This window comes from Hydrogenophaga sp. (genome assembly GCF_036675665.1).
GTDB lineage: Bacteria > Pseudomonadota > Gammaproteobacteria > Burkholderiales > Burkholderiaceae_C > Hydrogenophaga.
The window spans coordinates 1-15,731 of sequence record NZ_JAKFEO010000109.1; the positions used below are offsets into that span (position 1 = coordinate 1).

Consider the following 15,731-nt stretch of genomic DNA (forward strand, 5'->3'; position numbering starts at 1 on the left):
TCCGGCTCGATGGTGGTCGACATCGGCGGCGGCACCACCGAGGTGGGCGTGATCTCGCTGGGCGGCATGGTCTACAAGGGCAGCGTGCGTGTGGGTGGCGACCGCTTCGACGAAGCCATCATTGCCTACATCCGCCGCAACTACGGCATGTTGATCGGCGAGCCCACGGCCGAGGCCATCAAGAAGCAGATCGGCTCGGCCTTCCCCGGCTCGGAAGTCAAGGAAATGGAAGTCAAAGGGCGCAACCTCTCCGAGGGCGTGCCGCGCAGCTTCACCATCTCCAGCAACGAAATCCTCGAAGCGCTCACCGACCCGCTGAACAACATCGTGACCGCGGTCAAGATGGCGCTGGAACACACGCCGCCCGAACTGGGCGCCGACATCGCCGAGCGCGGCATGATGCTCACCGGCGGCGGCGCGCTGCTGCGCGATCTGGACCGCCTGCTGGCCGAAGAAACCGGCCTGCCGGTGCTGGTGGCCGAAGAGCCGCTGACCTGCGTGGTGCGCGGTTGCGGCATGGCCCTGGAGCGCATGGAGCGCCTGGGCACCATCTTCACCAGCGAATAAGGCAGGCGCCGCACCCCGGCGCACGTTCACCCACACACCACCAGACCCACCCCGAGCGTCATGCCACTGGGCACCCTGGACCGCACCCCGCCCCCCTTCTTCAAGCAGGGGCCGTCGGCCCTGTCCAAGCTGGTGGTGTTCAGCGCGTTGGCGCTCTTTCTCATGGTGGCCGACCTGCGCTTTGAAGTGGCGCGCCCGGTGCGTGCGTCCATCGCCGCGGCGCTCTACCCGGTGCAGTGGCTGGTGTTGCAGCCGGTGCAGGCCCTGGCGGGCGTGGGCGGGTATTTCACCTCGCTGCACAACGCGCAGCAAAGCGAAGGCGACGCGCTCAAGCGGCTGGCCACCCAGGCCGATCGCACCTTGCAACTGGAACAGATGGCGCTGGAAAACCAACGTCTGCGCGCTCTGCTGGCCATGCGCGAGCGCACCGGCACACAGGCCCTGGGCGCGCAGGTGCTGTACGACGCTGCCGATCCGTACTCGCGCAAGATCGTGATCGACCGGGGCCAGACGCAAGGCGTGCAGGCCGGCTCGCCCGTGATCGACGAGAGCGGCGTGCTCGGCCAGGTCACGCGCGTGTACCCGCTGGTGTCCGAGGTGAGCCTGCTGATCGACCGCGACATGGCCATTCCCGTGCTCAACACCCGCACCGGCGTTCGCAGCGTGGCCTATGGTCAGCCGTCCATCAAGGGCGACGGCATGGAGCTGCGCTACACATTGGCCAGCGCCGACATCGCCCAGGGCGACCTGCTCACCACCAGCGGTGTGGATGGCGTGTACCCGCCCGGCCTTCCCGTGGGGCGTGTGACGCTGGTGGAGCGTCAGGCCGAATCGTCCTTTTCGCGCATCGAAGCCGAACCGCTGGCCCAGGTGCAGGGCGCGCTGCATGTGCTGGTGCTCACGCCGACCGGCACCACGCTGCCGCCCTCCCCGATGTCCGGGCCCGCCCGTGCGGCCAGCCCGACCGACCGCCCGGGTGTCCGGAGCAACGCGCCATGATCATGCGTCCCGGCCAGCAGCTCCTGCTGCCCGCCAACCCGGCCTTCATCTGGTTCAGCCTGATCGCTGCACTGATGTTCAACATGCTCATGAACATGGGGTTGTGGGGCCGCGCGGCCTGGGTGCCCGACCTGCTGGCGGTGGCGCTGGTGTTCTGGAGCGTGCACCAGCCGCTGCGCATTGGCGTGGGCGTGGCGTTTGCCTTCGGGCTGGCCATGGACGTGCATCAGGGCTCTCTGCTGGGCCAGCACGCGCTGGCCTACACGGCGCTCGGTTTTCTGGCCATCTCCATGCACCGCCGCCTGCTCTGGTTCGGCGTGCCCAACCAGGCGGTGCAGGTGCTGCCGTTGTTTGTCGCCGCGCACGTGCTGGAGCTGCTGGCTCGCATGGCCGCGGGCGGCAGTTTCCCGGGCCTGCTGTATTTCCTGGCGCCCGTCATGGAGGCGGCGCTGTGGCCGGTGGTGAGCGTCTTGCTGCTCGCCCCTCAACGGCGCGCCCCCAACCCCGACGACAACCGACCCTTGTAGCCATGACCGAACTGCGAAACGTCGAAGCCGATCTGGCTCAGTTCCGCACCCGCTTGCTGGTGATCGGGTTGGTGGTTGTGTTCGCGTTCGGCCTGATCGCGGCGCGCATGGTGTACCTGCAAGTGGTGCGTCACGACGATCTGCTGGCGCAGGCCGAGAGCAACCGCACCGCGGTGCTGCCGGTGGTGCCCAACCGGGGCCAGATCGTGGACCGCTACGGTCGCGTCCTGGCCACCAACTACTCGGCCTACACGCTGGAGATCACGCCCTCGCGCGTGCTCGACATGGAAACGACCATCGCCCAGCTCGGCGAGTTGGTGGAAATCACCCCGCGCGACCAGCGCCGGTTTCGCAAACTGCTGGAAGAGTCGCACAGCTTCGACTCGCTGCCCATCCGCACCCGCCTGACCGACGAGGAGGTCGCGCGGTTCACCGTGCAGCGCTACCGCTTTCCCGGCGTGGACGTGCGCGCGCGGCTGCTGCGCCAGTACCCCAATGGCGAGATCGCCAGCCACGTCATCGGCTACATCGGACGCATCAACCAGCGCGAGAAGGAAGCGATCGCCGACTGGGACGAGGAAGAACAGGCCAACTACCGCGGCACCGAGTACATCGGCAAGCTCGGCGCAGAACAGAGCTATGAACAGACGCTGCACGGCACCACCGGCTTCGAGCGGGTGGAAACCTCGGCGGGCGGCCGGGCGGTGCGCTCGCTGGCCAACACGCCCGCCACGCCCGGCGACACGGTGGTGCTGTCGATCGACATCCAGCTGCAGAAACTGGTCGAGGACATGTTCGGGGAACGGCGTGGCGCGCTGGTGGCCATCGATCCGCGCAGCGGCGAGGTGCTGGCTTTTGTGAGCAAGCCCACCTTCGACCCCAACCTGTTCGTCGAGGGCATCGACGTGGAGAACTGGCGCGCACTCAACGAGTCGCTGGACAAGCCGCTGTTGAATCGAGCCCTGCGCGGGACCTACCCGCCGGGCTCCACCTACAAGCCCTTCATGGCCCTGGGCGCGTTGGAGACGGGCACGCGCAGCGCGAACTTCGTCATGAACGATCCGGGCTTCTGGATGTTCGGCAGCCACCGCTTCCGCAGCCACGGTGACGGTGGTCTGGGCGCGGTGGACATGAAGCGCAGCATCGTGAAGTCGAGCAACACCTATTACTACTCGCTGGCCAACGAGATGGGTGTCGACGCCATGCACGACTTCATGAAACCGCTGGGTTTCGGGCAGATCACCGGCATCGATCTGCGTGGCGAGGTGCGCGGCGTGCTGCCCAGCCAGGCCTGGAAGCGCAAGACCTACAAGCGCCCGGACCAACAGCGGTGGTATCCCGGGGAAACGATTTCGCTGGGCATCGGCCAGGGCTACAACAGCTTCACCATGCTGCAACTCGCCCACGCCATGGCCACGCTGGCCAACGGCGGCGTGAAGTACGCGCCCCACCTCACCATGGCGACCGAGAACGTGATCACCCGCGAGCGCAGCCCGTTGCCCACGCCACCGGCGGTGAGCCTGGGCTACAAGCCCGAGCACGTGCGCACCGTGCTGGAAGCCATGCATGCCGTGACCACGGAGGGCACGTCCACGCGCGTGTTTGCCGGCGCCGGTTACGCCAGCGGGGGCAAGACAGGCACGGCGCAAGCCGTGACCATCGGCCAGCGCGACCGCTACGACGTGCGCAAGCTGGAAGAATTTCAACGCGACCATGCGCTGTATGTGGCCTTCGCTCCGGTCGACCAGCCGCGCGTGGCAATTGCGGTGGTGGTGGAGAACGCGGGCTTTGGCGCGGCGCACGCTGCGCCCATCGCGCGGCGTGTGTTCGACTACCTGCTGCTGGACCAGTATCCGAACCCGCAAGACCTGGCGGCGGTGAGCGTGGGCCAGGCCAGCGCGCCCATGGGCACCCCGCTCAAGGCCAGCGCACTTCCTTGGCCGCCGATGGCGGCCACCCCCGCGCCGCTTCGCGTCACCCCCTGAAAGGGGGGCAACGCCTGCGGCCTGGCAAAGCCGGTTCCGCGGTGTTCTGGATCAACGGCCCTTCATCCGGCGAGCGTGTCTGCGTCCAGAGATGCCGTGGAACCGGCTTTGCCGGGCCACAGGCATCGTCCCCCCTGCGGGGGGAAGCCGCGCAGGGGCGCAGGGGGGACTACCTTATCCAGGCGTCGTAGGTCGTCTTCAGGATCAACGCCGACACCACCACGATGAACGCGATGCGCACGAAGCCGCTGCCGTGTTTGAGCGCCAGGCGCGTGCCGAGCAAGCTGCCCACCACGTTGGCGGTGGCCATGGCCAGCACGAAGTGCCACCAGACGTGGCCCTTCCAGGCAAACAGCATCAGCGCGGCCAGGTTGGTGGCGGTGTTGACGAGCTTGGCGCTGGCACTGGCGTGCAGGAAGTCGTAGCCCAGCCAGCGCACGAACAGGAACACGAAAAAGCTCCCGGTGCCGGGACCGAAAAAGCCGTCGTAGAAACCGATCGTCAAGCCCAGCACGCAGGCGGCGGCCGCCTCTTGCCGGCCGGTGAAGCGTGGCGCGTGGTGGCGCCCCAGATCCTTGCGTGCCAGCGTGTAGCCCAGCACGAGCACCAACACCAGGGGCAGCGCGCGGCGCAGGAAGTCGGGCGAGATCACGGTCACCGTCCAGGCGCCGGCCATGGACCCCACAAAGCCCACGGCAGCGGCCGGCAGCAGGGCATGCCACGGCATGTTGACGCGCCGGGCGTACTGCCACGTGGCCGCCGCGGTGCCCCACACCGAGGCCCCCTTGTTCACGCCGAACAGCGTGGCCGGGTGGGTGGTGGGAAACATGGCGAACAGCGCTGGCACCAGGATCAGGCCACCGCCACCCACGATCGAATCCACGAAGCCGGCGAACAACGAGGCCAGCGAGACAAGCAGCAATTCCATGCAGTGATTGTCGCTGCGGTGGTGCGGGCTCCCGGCGCACGCGCCGGACACCCGACTGTCACGTCGCCGAGCTACGCTGCAAGCACCACCAACCGGCATCGACCTGAAGGAAGAGGAGTCCGGCATGCGCATTGCCCTGATCGCGGACTCCCATCTGTCGGCCCGTTCGCCGGAATGCGTGGCGAACTGGCGCGTTGCAGCGCGGGCCGTCGAGCGCCTCGCCCCCGACCTGACGGTGCACCTGGGCGACATCACACTGGACGGTCAGACCCACGCCGAAGAACTGGGATTCGCGGCGCGCCTCGTGCAGCAGTGGCCGACGACGATGCGCTGCGTGCCAGGCAACCACGACCTGGGCGACGGCTCGGGGGAAACGCCGTTGGACGACCGTCTGCTGGGCGCCTACGCAGACGCATTCGGCGCGGACCGATGGGCCCTGCGCGCCGGTGACTGGCTGCTGATGGGCATCAATGCGCAACTGCTGGGCAGCGGGTCTGAACAGGAGCGGGCCCAGTGGCACTGGATGGAGGCTCAGGTGAGTGATGCGTCCCGCGAGCACGCGCACACCGCGCTGTTCCTGCACCGCCCGGTGTGGCGGCCACCATCGGACGAACCGGCCCGCCCAGGACGCTACGTGGCCGGCGTGGCGGCCCGGCGCCTGCTGGAGGGTGCACTGCAGTCAACACTGCGGCTGGTGGTCTCGGGCCATACCCATCAATACCTGGATGTCACGGTCCGGGGCGTGCGCCACGTGTGGATGCCGTCGAGCGCCTTCGTGCTGCCCGACACCATGCAGACCCGCGCGGGCGAAAAACTGGTCGGCATCGGCGTGCTCGAGTTGGGCGGTGAGGCAGCGCAATTCGACCTCTGGTGTCCGGACGGCATGGCGCGGCACGACCTCAGCACACTGCCCTTTTTCCAGACCATGACCGACGGACAAAAAAAAACCGACCCTCGCGGGTCGGTTTGAGCAATCGGGCATCTCTGGGGACGCTGAAACACGTTTTTGTGATTGGACTGGGCTTGTCTCCTCGGTCCCCCGCGGTCACCAGCGCAGTGCGCTTGAGCGAGTGCATGCACTTTAGCGGCCCGCACCAGCGGTGTGCATCCGGGGTTTCCCTTGGCCGGGAGAACCCTTGGCACAGTTGATGCACTGGCCCCGGAGTCGTTGGAAACAGGTAACAAAATGCACCATAACCGTGTAGCTGCCCTTCTTCGCCCACCCCGCCACCAGAGAAACATTCTTTCACCGCCTGCGCTGCTCGCCCTGCTGGGGCCGCTGACATCCGCGGCTCAGACGGCGCCCGCTGCCACACAACCAGCGGCCCTCACCGCCCCCGGGCTGGTGGCGGCCAGCACGATCCAGGGCGCGGACACCGCCTGGCTCATGGTGAGCACCGCGCTGGTCCTGCTCATGACGCTGCCAGGCATCGCACTGTTCTACGGCGGCATGGTGCGTCGCTTCAACGTGATCAACACCATGGCCAGCGTGGTGGGCATCGCCGCGGTGGTGAGCCTGCTGTGGTTTGGCGTGGCGTATTCGCTGGCGTTCACGCCCGGGGGTGCCATGGGTGGCTTCATCGGTGGCGTGGAGCGCATGGGCTTCTCGGGCATGGCGTTCCTGGGCTCCACCGGACAGGTGGCGGTGAGCCACATCGCCCAACACCTGCCCGAGTCGGTGTTTGCCATGTTCCAGCTCACCTTTGCCATCATCACCTGCGCGCTGGTGGTGGGTGCGCTGGTGGAGCGCATGCACTTCGGTGCCTTGCTCACCTTCACCGGCCTGTGGCTGCTGCTGGTGTATGCGCCCATCGCCCACTGGGTGTGGGAGCCGGGTGGCTGGCTGGCGCAACTCGGCGCGCTGGACTTTGCTGGCGGATCGGTGGTGCACATCAACGCCGGCGCCGCCGCGCTGGTCTGCGCCTACGCCCTCGGCCCACGCGAGGGCTACGGCCGCGAGCCCTTCATTCCGTTCAACCTGGGCCTCACCATGGCCGGCACCGGCCTCTTGTGGGTGGGCTGGTTCGGCTTCAACGCCGGCTCCGCGCTGGCGGCCGACGGCCGCGCCGGCCTGGCCATGCTGGTCACGCACATCGCCGCGGCCGCGGGTGCGCTCTCGTGGATGGGAGCGGAGTGGCTGGCGCGCAAACGCGCGTCGCTGCTCGGCCTGTGCTCGGGCGTGGTGGCGGGCCTGGTGGCCATCACGCCGGCGGCGGGCTTTGTGTCGCCACGCAGCGCACTCGTCATCGGCCTGGTGGCGGGCGTGGCCTGCTACTGGGGCGCCACCGCGCTCAAGCGCAAGCTGCGCGCAGACGACTCGCTCGACGTGTTCGGCGTGCACGGTGTGGGCGGCCTGGTGGGCGCATTGCTCACCGGCTTGCTGGCCGACCCGGCCATCTCCGGCGTGGAGGCGAGCTTCATGGCGCAGGTGATCGCGTGCGTGGCCGTGCTGGCCTACAGCCTGGTCATGACGGCCGTGGTGCTGTGGATCACCTCACGCTTCACCACGCTGCGCGTGCGCGAGTTCGAGGAACGTGCCGGCCTCGATGTGTCGCTGCACAACGAAAGCTTGAGTTGACCCCCTGCGCGCCATGCGCCGTGATGAAGGAGCAGGCCATGAACACCACTGACGTCTTCGCGGTCGCAGCACACCTGCATGTGCTGCTGCGGCGCAAGACCGGCCGTGTGACCGACACCGAATGGCTGGCCAGCAACGCGGACTACGCGCGCGAGATCGTGCGGTTCACGCGAGAGAAGGCCACATCCGAAGAGCATGCCGATCTGCGGGCCCTGGCCGACAAGCTTGAAGCGGCCATCCCGCTGATCGCGTCCCCTGCGCGCAAGCCCCTGTTGCAAGCGGCCGCCGACACCTTGAAAGCGGGACAGGTCAGCGCGGCCGCGGCTCAACGAGCGGCCACGCCACGGTCAGGCGGCTTCGCCAACTCGGTGCCAGGGCAAAGCAACAGCGGATTCATCGAGTCGGCATTGCTGTCGGCGTTTGGGGCGCCACGCAAGGAAGGTGAAGATCCGGAATCACGCTACGTTGGCGGAATTCGTTAGCTTCCAAATACACCGATCGACGGAGGCAGCCTCAGCCAGAGACACCGAAGGTCCGGCTCCGCCGGCCTGAAGTGTCGTCCCCCTTCGGGGGGAAGCCGCGTCAGCGGCGCAGGGGGGCTTCCTGGACTAGCCAGCGCGCGGCCTTCTCCGCGATCATGAGCGTGGGGCTGTTGGTGTTGCCGCTGGTGATGGTGGGCATCACGCCCGCGTCCACCACGCGAAGCCCCGACACGCCGCGCACGCGCAGGTGGCTGTCCACCACCGCCATGGCATCGTCGGCGCGGCCCATCTTCGTGGTGCCGACCGGGTGGAAGATGGTGCTGGCAATGTCGCCGGCCAGGCGGGCCAGCTCTTCGTCGCTCTGGAACTGCACGCCGGGCTTGTGCTCTTGCGGCTGGTATTTCGCGAGGGCTGGCTGGGCCACGATGCGGCGGGTCACGCGCAGGCTGTCGGCGGCCACCTGGCGGTCTTCGGGGGTGCTCAAGTAGCGCGGCGCGATCGCCGGGGCGGCGTCGGCCTTCGCCGAGGTGATGCGCACATGGCCACGGCTGGTGGGGTTGAGGTTGCACACGCTGGCCGTGAAGGCCGGGAAGCTGTGCAACGGCTCGCCAAAGGCGTCCAGGCTGAGCGGCTGCACGTGGTATTCGATGTTGGGCCAGGGCTGGGCCGGGTCGCTGCGGGTGAAGGCGCCGAGCTGGCTGGGCGCCATGCTCATGGGACCGCTGCGCTTGAGCGCGTACTCCAGCCCGATCTTCGCCTTGCCCCACAGGCTGCTGGCCAGCACGTTGAGCGTGGGAGCACCCTGCACCTTGAACACCGCGCGGATCTGCAGGTGGTCCTGCAGGTTCTCGCCCACGCCGGGCAGCTCGTGCTGCACCGCAATGCCGTGCTGCTGCAGCAAGGCGGCCGGGCCGATGCCGGAGCGCTGCAGGATGGCTGGCGAGCCGATGCTGCCCGCGCTGAGCACCACTTCTATCGAGGCCGACACGCGCACCGTCTGCCCGCCGCGCAACAGCTCCACGCCGGTGCAGCGCAACTGGCCGTCGGGGTCGCGCTGCAGCACCAGTTTGTCGGTGGCGGTTTCGGTCCACACGGTGAGGTTGGGGCGGCCTTGCGCCGGACGCAGGAACGCTTTCGATGCGTTCCAGCGCCAGCCGCTTTTCTGGTTCACCTCGAAGTAGCCCACGCCTTCGTTGTTGCCGGTGTTGAAGTCGGCGCTGGCGGGCACGCCGGCCTGCTGCGCGGCCTGCGCGAACGCGTCGAGCACGTCCCAGCGCAGGCGCTGCTTCTCGATGCGCCACTCACCGCCATGCCCGTGCAACTGCGCATAGGCCGGGTCCTGCGCTGCGTCGAGGCGGTGGTGGTCTTCGTGCGCCATGAAGTCGGGCAGGCAGTTGTCCCAGCGCCAGTCGTCGTCGCCGGTGAGCTGCGCCCACTGGTCGTAGTCGCGGCTCTGGCCACGCATGTAGATCATGCCGTTGATGCTGGAGCAGCCGCCCAGCCCCTTGCCGCGCGGGTAGCGCAAGCGGCGGCCGTTGAGGCCCGGGTCGGCCTCGGTCTGGTAGAGCCAGTCGGTGCGCGGATTGCCGATGCAGTAGAGGTAACCCACGGGGATGTGGATCCAGTGGTAGTCGTCCTTGCGGCCGGCCTCGACCAGCAGCACGCGTTTCGAGGCGTCGGCACTGAGCCGGTTGGCCAGCAGGCAGCCGGCGGTGCCGGCGCCGATGACGATGAGGTCGAAGGTGGTGTTGTTCATGGAGGCGTCTCCTCGCCAAAGTGGTCGTCTCTCAGTCCGTAGTCGCCACGTTCGAATGCCGCGAGCACCGCCTCGGCCTGTGCACGGCGGTGCTCGGGCACCTGAACACGAACGGGGATGGCGCCGGCCAGCAGCGTGTAGGCCTGCACCAGGTGCGCATCGGCCACGGCCGCCGGCACACCCGCGGCTTGCAGCACGCCGCGCAGCAGATACGCCTCGGTCGGGCTGAACACGGTGATCAGCGTCTGCCAGTCACCGAGCGCCGGGTTGTATGGGCTGTTCCCTTCGTCGTTCATGAGGGAAGCTTCCGGCGCTCAATGCCCCTGACCCAGGGCTGCCGTGGATCCGGCTCCGCCGGTCCACAGGCCGCGTCCCTGCGGGGGGAAGCGCCGAAGGCGCGCAGGGGGGGCATCTCTACTTTGCGGTGGGCATCACGAACTCGGCACCTTTGCCGATCGATTCGGGCCAGCGCTGCATGATCGATTTTTGCTTCGTATAGAAGCGCACACCTTCTTCGCCATACGCGTGCATGTCGCCGAACAGGCTCTTCTTCCAGCCGCCGAAGCCGTGCCAGGCCATGGGCACGGGGATGGGCACGTTGATGCCGACCATGCCCACCTGGATGCGCCGCGCGAATTCACGCGCCACGTGGCCGTCGCGGGTGAAGCAGCTCACGCCGTTGCCGAACTCGTGGTCGTTGATGATCTGCACCGCCTTCGCGAAGTCGGGCACGCGCACGCAGCTCAGCACCGGACCGAAGATCTCTTCCTTGTAGATCTTCATGTCGGTCGTCACGTGATCGAACAGCGTGCCGCCCATCCAGAAACCATTGCCACAGCCGTCACCGGTCTGCGCCGCGTCGAAGCCGCGGCCGTCCACCAACATCTGCGCGCCTTCCTTCGCACCGGCCTCGATGTAGCCGGTGATGCGCTGGTGCGCGGCGGCCGTGACGATGGGGCCCATCTCGGCGGCCAGGTTGGTGCCGTTGAGCACCTTCAGCGCCTTCGTGCGTTCGATCAGCTTGGGCATGATCCTGTCGGCCACATCACCCACCAGCACCGCCACGCTGATCGCCATGCAGCGCTCGCCGGCCGAGCCGTAGGCCGCGCCGATCAACGCATCCACCGCCTGGTCCAGATCGGCGTCGGGCATCACCACCATGTGGTTCTTCGCGCCGCCCAGGGCCTGCACGCGTTTGCCGTGGTGGGCACCGGTCTCGTAGATGTAGTTGGCGATCGGCGTGGAGCCCACGAAGCTGATGGCCTTCACGTCGGGGTGCACCAGCAGCGCGTCCACCGCTTCCTTGTCGCCCTGCACCACGTTGAACACGCCGTCGGGCAGGCCGGCCTTCTTCAGCAGATCGGCCATGAAGAGCGAGGCCGAAGGGTCGATCGGGCTGGGCTTCAGGATGAAGGTGTTGCCCGCGGCGATCGCCACCGGGAACATCCACATGGGCACCATCACGGGGAAGTTGAACGGCGTGATGCCGGCCACCACGCCCAGCGGCTGGCGCAGCGTCCAGTTGTCCATGCCGGTGGAGACCTGGTCGGTGAAGTCGCCCTTGAGCAGCTGCGGGATGCCGCAGGCGAATTCGATGATGTCGATGCCGCGCGCCACCTCGCCCTGCGCGTCGGTGAACACCTTGCCGTGCTCGGCGGTGATCAGGTGGGCCAGTTCGTCCTTGTGCTGGTTGACGAGCTCGAGGAACTTGAACATCACGCGCGCCCGCCGGATCGGCGGCGTGTCGGCCCAGGCCGGGAACGCGGCCTGGGCGGCGGCCACGGCCGCGTCCACATCGGCGCGGTTGGCCAGCGCAACCTTGCCGCTCACCGCGCCGGTGGCGGGGTTGAAGACGTCCTGCTTGCGCAACGAAGCGCCGGGCGCGACCGCGCCCTGGATGAAGTGGTCGATCGGGATGGGAGCGTTCAACATGGGGTGACCTGTTCAGCAAGTGGAATCGGGCCAGTTTAGGCCGACCCGTCCTTCACGCATAGTGCGCTGGCTTGAACGGATTGTTCATTATGGTGAACAATAGGCCGATGAATTCCGAAAAAGTGGAAACCCTCTGGGTGCACCTGCACTGGCTCACCGTGCTCGCGCAGCAGGGCAGCTACACCGCCGCCGCGCAACGGCTGGGCGTGAGCAAGGCCGCGATGAGCCAGCGCATCACCGAACTCGAACGCGCCGCCGGCGTGCCGCTGGTGCAGCGCACCACACGCAGCGTGCGCCTCACCGAAGCCGGCCAGCAATTGGTGGATGGCATGCGCGAACCGTTCGAGCGCATCGCGCAAAGCTTCTCCAGCGTGCGCGATCTCGCAGAACTGCCGGCCGGGCGCGTGCGCGTGACCGCACCGGTGGCTTTCGCGCGCCAGCAACTGGTGCCGCGCATCGCGGAGTTCCTGCGCGCCCATCCCCAGGTGCGGCTCGAACTCGAACTCTCGGACCGCCTGAGTTCGCTCGCCACCGAAGGTTTCGACCTGGCCATCCGCCACACCGCCACCCCGCCCGACACGCACGTGGCCTGGGCGTTGTGCGCCACCCGCTCGGTGCTGGTGGCCAGCCGTGCCTACCTGCGCCGCCGTGGCACCCCCACCGCGCCGCACGACCTGGCACAACATGACTGCCTGCACTACCCGCGCGGACAGGACACGCCCGCCTGGCACTTCCAGCCGGCCGACAGCCGCCGCAAGGGCGGCACGCAGCGCACCACCGTGCCCGTGTCCGGGCCCTTCAGCGCCAACAACAGCGAGGCCTTGCGCGACGCTGCCATCGCCGGTCTGGGCATTGCACTGGTGCCCGACTTCAGCGCCCAGTCCGCGCTGCAGGCGGGCAAGCTGGTCGAGGTGCTCGACGGCTGGGAGTCGGTGGGCGGCTTCAGCCCGCAGATCTACGCCATCAGGCCCTATGCCAGCCACGTGCCGCGCGCGGTCACGGTCTTTGTGGCCTGGCTGCGTGGGGCGCTGGCAGAGGGGTTCCCGACCCGCACGTGAAGCCCGGTCTTGCGCCTGAGCAGGCTCAGTCGATGCGGATCTTGTTGCGCGTGATCAGATCGCGGTAGGTGGCGGTGTCCTGCGCGATGCGCGCGCTCAGGCTTCTGGGGCTGGGATCGTCCACCCGCCAGCCTTGCTGGAACAGTGTCTGGCGCATCTCGCGCTCGTTGAGGATCTTGCCCAGCGCGCCGCTCAGCAGCGCCTGGTGGGCCACCGGCATGCTGGCCGGGGCCATCACGGCGTTCCACACCTCGATGTTGACGCCCTGGGCGCCGATGTCTTGCATGGACGGCAGCGTGGGGGCCAGCGGGCTGCGCCGGGCCGAGGTGACGGCCACGGCCTCGAGCTTGCCGGCCTGCACCAGCGGGTTCACCGTGGAGGCCGGCAGCAAGCTCATCTGGATGTGCCCGCCCAGGATCGCGTTGATGATCGGCGGCCCACCGTTGAAGGGCACGTGCAGCGGATTGATGCCCACCGCCTGCTTGAGCAGCTCCATGCCCAGGTGCCCGCCCGACCCCGGCCCGATGGAGCCATAGGACAGCTTGTCGCCGTCGGCGCGCATCTGCTTCAGCATCTCCACGATGGGCCGCTCGGCGCCCGACTTGTTCGTGACCCAGACCAGGGGCGCGGTGCCGATCAATGCGATCGGTGCGAACGCGGTGGCCGGGTCGTAGGGCAGCTTCGTGTACAGGTACTTCGAACTGGTCAGCGGCCCGTTGCCGATGACGCCGATGGTGTGGCCGTCATCGGCCCGCGCCAGCAGATCGGCGCCGATGTTGCCGCTGGCGCCAGGCCGGTTCTCGACCACCACCGGTTGCCCCAGCGCGCGGGACAGGGGCTCGGCGATCAGCCGGGCCTGCATGTCGGGCGATGAACCGCTGGGGTAGCCCACCACCAGGCGGATGGCTCTGGTGGGCCAGGGCGCGGTGGCCTGCGCCGAGGCGCTCAGAGGCGAGACCGCAAGGCCGAGTGCGAGCAGGCCGGCGCGGGCAAGAAAGGTGCGCTTGGGGTGGGTGTTCATGGCGTCTTGTCTCCTGGGTTGAATGCATGGAACAGGTCGCCGCGCGCCGGTTGGCGGCTGGAGAGCGGCGCCTGCAGCGCGCTCTGGCGAACCTGGGTGAGTTGCTCGAAATACGCCGGCCCGTCCAGCGGCCGGAAGTCGGGGCCGAGCGAGCGCAACAGGGCCTCGGTGCCGTGGCGCAGGGCGGACAGGTCCCCATGCTGCAACAACACGACCAGGCTGGCCGCGCCGGACACGCCGCCGCGAGGCTGGTTGGCGAGGGGATGGTCGTCGCTGGGTCGGCACAGCCCCCAGTGGGCGCAGACCAGGTCGGCCCCGTCCACCTGCCGCTGCAGCAGGGCCTGCAGGCGCGCGGCCGCCTCGGGCGTGCCCGCCTCCAGGTGCAGCGTGGCCAGGCGGCTGGCCGACGAGACGCCGACCGTTGCGCCGAGCTCGCACGGCAGGCGCAGGAAGCCGCTGAGCTGGCTGCGCATGCGGGCCGACCACGGCGTCGGATGGTCCACCAGCGCGCGGTATTCGGGTGTGGCCAGGGCGTCGAGCGAGCGCAACCAGTAACAGGTGAAGTAGCGCAAGGGGCCGTCCACCGATCGGTAGCGGATGCCCTGCACGAAGCCGGGCGAGCCGACACGCTCGGGCACGTGTTCGAAGGTGTGCCAGACCTCGTACTCGGGCACCGCGCCCGCATCGGCGACGCCGTTCCACAGCGCGAGAAAGGCCGCTGCCGGCCCGGCGCTCATGGCGCCACGCTTTCTTCGGCCCATTCGGCGTCGGGCTGCACCATGACCTTGGTGGCGGTCCGGTTGCGCGCCAGGGCAAAGCCCTCGCCCGCGCGCGAGAGCGGCACGCGGTGCGTGATCATGTGGCGCAGCAGCGCCTGGTGCCGGCCCATGAAGGCCACGACGTCCGGCCAGGCGCTTTCAGGCGACCGGTACGAGCCGCGCAAGGTCTGGTGCCGGCGCACCAGGGCGGTGAGGTCGATGGCCACCGGGGCCGCGTGGATGCCGGTGATCACCAGCACACCATGGCTCTTCAAAACCTTCAGGGCGGGGGCCACGACGGCCGACGCGCCCGTGGCCTCGATGACGACATCAAAATGCCCGGCGTCCAGGTAGGGGGCCAACCCCTTTTCCAGGCCGATGTCGGCCACGTCGACGAGGTCGTCGAAACCCAGGCGGCGCAGCACGGCCATGCGCGGCGCATCGCCGTGCCCGGCCACCACGACCTGCGCCGCACCCGCCTCGCGGGCGAACAGTGCGATGCCCTGGCCGATGTTGCCCGGGCCCAGCACCAGCACACGGTCGCCGGCCTTCACGCCTCCGGTGCGCACCGCCTCCAGGCTCACCGACAGCGGCTCGGCCAGCGCGGCCACCAGCGGGTCCATGCCCGCAGGCACGGGCACGCAGTTGCGCGCCGGCACCACCACCCAGTCGGCGAAAGCGCCGTGGCGCATGACGCCGATGCCCTGGCGCGTGGTGCAGGCATCGAAGTCCCGGGCCCGGCAGGCGGCGCAGCGGCCGCAGACCACCGAGGGCCGCACGGTGACCAGCTGACCGGGAGCCAGGCCCGTGACGCCCTCGCCCCACGAAGCCACCTCACCGCTGAACTCGTGGCCGATGGTGACCGGCAGGGCGCTGGTCATGAAGTGGTAACTCGGCGTCCATTCGTCGATGTGCAGGTCGGTGCCACACACGCCGGTGGCCTTGACGCGGATGAGCACCTCGCCGGGGCCGGGTGCGGCTGGCTTGCTCTCGTGCAGTTCGAGGCCAGGGCCGGGGGCGGGTTTTCGCAGGGATTTCATGGGCGCCGTTCAAGCTGTGATGGCCCGCAGTCTCGGCTCCCCGGAGCCATACGTCAAATACTCATTTCATATGAAAAGCATACGCATGAAGTATGCTTTC

At 68.5% G+C, this 15,731-nt stretch carries 16 protein-coding genes; 8 read left to right on the forward strand and 8 right to left on the reverse strand.

What is annotated here, in order from left to right:
- The 4 genes from V6M63_RS22905 to mrdA all read left to right on the forward strand — a co-directional run.
- The coding region (locus tag V6M63_RS22905; protein WP_332745673.1) for a rod shape-determining protein at positions 1 to 567 on the forward strand (567 nt) is incomplete at its 5' end.
- 60 nt (positions 568 to 627) lie between these two features.
- Positions 628 to 1,566 (forward strand): rod shape-determining protein MreC, encoded by a 939-nt coding sequence (gene mreC / locus V6M63_RS22910; protein ID WP_332745674.1) that lies wholly within the window; start codon positions 628 to 630, stop codon positions 1,564 to 1,566.
- On the forward strand, positions 1,563 to 2,093 hold the full coding sequence (gene mreD, locus V6M63_RS22915; RefSeq protein WP_332745676.1) for a rod shape-determining protein MreD: 531 nt from the start codon (positions 1,563 to 1,565) through the stop codon (positions 2,091 to 2,093). The genes mreC and mreD overlap by 4 nt, the downstream gene beginning before the upstream one ends.
- Positions 2,094 to 2,095: 2 nt before the next feature.
- The gene (gene mrdA, locus V6M63_RS22920) at positions 2,096 to 4,078 is read left to right on the forward strand and encodes a penicillin-binding protein 2 (protein ID WP_332745678.1); all 1,983 of its coding nucleotides are present in this window, start codon (positions 2,096 to 2,098) and stop codon (positions 4,076 to 4,078) included.
- A gap of 169 nt (positions 4,079 to 4,247) precedes the next feature.
- Here the strand turns inward: mrdA and V6M63_RS22925 are convergent, their stop codons facing one another.
- The gene (locus V6M63_RS22925; RefSeq protein WP_332745680.1) at positions 4,248 to 5,006 is read right to left on the reverse strand and encodes a sulfite exporter TauE/SafE family protein; all 759 of its coding nucleotides are present in this window, start codon (positions 5,004 to 5,006) and stop codon (positions 4,248 to 4,250) included.
- A 124-nt stretch (positions 5,007 to 5,130) separates the two neighbouring features.
- Between V6M63_RS22925 and V6M63_RS22930 the strand changes: the two genes are divergently transcribed.
- Positions 5,131 to 5,976 (forward strand): metallophosphoesterase family protein, encoded by an 846-nt coding sequence (locus V6M63_RS22930; RefSeq protein WP_332745682.1) that lies wholly within the window; start codon positions 5,131 to 5,133, stop codon positions 5,974 to 5,976.
- A 323-nt stretch (positions 5,977 to 6,299) separates the two neighbouring features.
- Here the strand turns inward: V6M63_RS22930 and V6M63_RS22935 are convergent, their stop codons facing one another.
- Complete coding sequence (locus tag V6M63_RS22935) at positions 6,300 to 6,422, reverse strand: hypothetical protein (protein WP_332745766.1); 123 nt, start codon at positions 6,420 to 6,422, stop codon at positions 6,300 to 6,302.
- Here V6M63_RS22935 and V6M63_RS22940 point away from each other — a divergent pair.
- Positions 6,394 to 7,584: an ammonium transporter gene (locus tag V6M63_RS22940; RefSeq protein ID WP_332745764.1), complete on the forward strand. Its 1,191-nt coding sequence runs from the start codon at positions 6,394 to 6,396 to the stop codon at positions 7,582 to 7,584. The genes V6M63_RS22935 and V6M63_RS22940 overlap by 29 nt on opposite strands.
- Positions 7,585 to 7,622: 38 nt before the next feature.
- A complete protein-coding gene (locus V6M63_RS22945; RefSeq protein ID WP_332745683.1) occupies positions 7,623 to 8,066 on the forward strand; it encodes a hypothetical protein in 444 nt (147 codons plus the stop codon).
- A 100-nt stretch (positions 8,067 to 8,166) separates the two neighbouring features.
- On the opposite strand, the gene V6M63_RS22950 is transcribed toward V6M63_RS22945, so the two are convergent.
- The 3 genes from V6M63_RS22950 to V6M63_RS22960 form a co-directional block, all read right to left on the reverse strand.
- On the reverse strand, positions 8,167 to 9,822 hold the full coding sequence (locus V6M63_RS22950) for a GMC family oxidoreductase (RefSeq protein WP_332745686.1): 1,656 nt from the start codon (positions 9,820 to 9,822) through the stop codon (positions 8,167 to 8,169).
- The gene (locus V6M63_RS22955; RefSeq protein ID WP_332745688.1) at positions 9,819 to 10,118 is read right to left on the reverse strand and encodes a putative signal transducing protein; all 300 of its coding nucleotides are present in this window, start codon (positions 10,116 to 10,118) and stop codon (positions 9,819 to 9,821) included. The genes V6M63_RS22950 and V6M63_RS22955 overlap by 4 nt, the downstream gene beginning before the upstream one ends.
- A 118-nt stretch (positions 10,119 to 10,236) precedes the next feature.
- On the reverse strand, positions 10,237 to 11,754 hold the full coding sequence (locus V6M63_RS22960; RefSeq protein WP_332745690.1) for a CoA-acylating methylmalonate-semialdehyde dehydrogenase: 1,518 nt from the start codon (positions 11,752 to 11,754) through the stop codon (positions 10,237 to 10,239).
- Positions 11,755 to 11,861: 107 nt separating this feature from the next.
- On the opposite strand from V6M63_RS22960, the gene V6M63_RS22965 reads away from it, so the two are divergent.
- Positions 11,862 to 12,812 (forward strand): LysR family transcriptional regulator, encoded by a 951-nt coding sequence (locus V6M63_RS22965; RefSeq protein WP_332745692.1) that lies wholly within the window; start codon positions 11,862 to 11,864, stop codon positions 12,810 to 12,812.
- A 25-nt stretch (positions 12,813 to 12,837) separates the two neighbouring features.
- Here the strand turns inward: V6M63_RS22965 and V6M63_RS22970 are convergent, their stop codons facing one another.
- From V6M63_RS22970 to V6M63_RS22980, 3 genes are read right to left on the reverse strand one after another with little or no spacing between them, the layout of a single operon-like run.
- Positions 12,838 to 13,833 (reverse strand): Bug family tripartite tricarboxylate transporter substrate binding protein, encoded by a 996-nt coding sequence (locus tag V6M63_RS22970; RefSeq protein WP_332745694.1) that lies wholly within the window; start codon positions 13,831 to 13,833, stop codon positions 12,838 to 12,840.
- Positions 13,830 to 14,570, reverse strand: coding sequence for a hypothetical protein (locus tag V6M63_RS22975; protein WP_332745696.1), 741 nt, complete (start codon positions 14,568 to 14,570; stop codon positions 13,830 to 13,832). The genes V6M63_RS22970 and V6M63_RS22975 overlap by 4 nt, the downstream gene beginning before the upstream one ends.
- Positions 14,567 to 15,631 carry a zinc-dependent alcohol dehydrogenase gene (locus tag V6M63_RS22980; protein ID WP_332745698.1) on the reverse strand — a complete coding sequence of 355 codons (1,065 nt, stop codon included), beginning with the start codon at positions 15,629 to 15,631 and terminating at the stop codon, positions 14,567 to 14,569. Before V6M63_RS22980 ends, V6M63_RS22975 begins: the two co-directional genes overlap by 4 nt.
- Positions 15,632 to 15,731 lie beyond the last annotated feature (100 nt).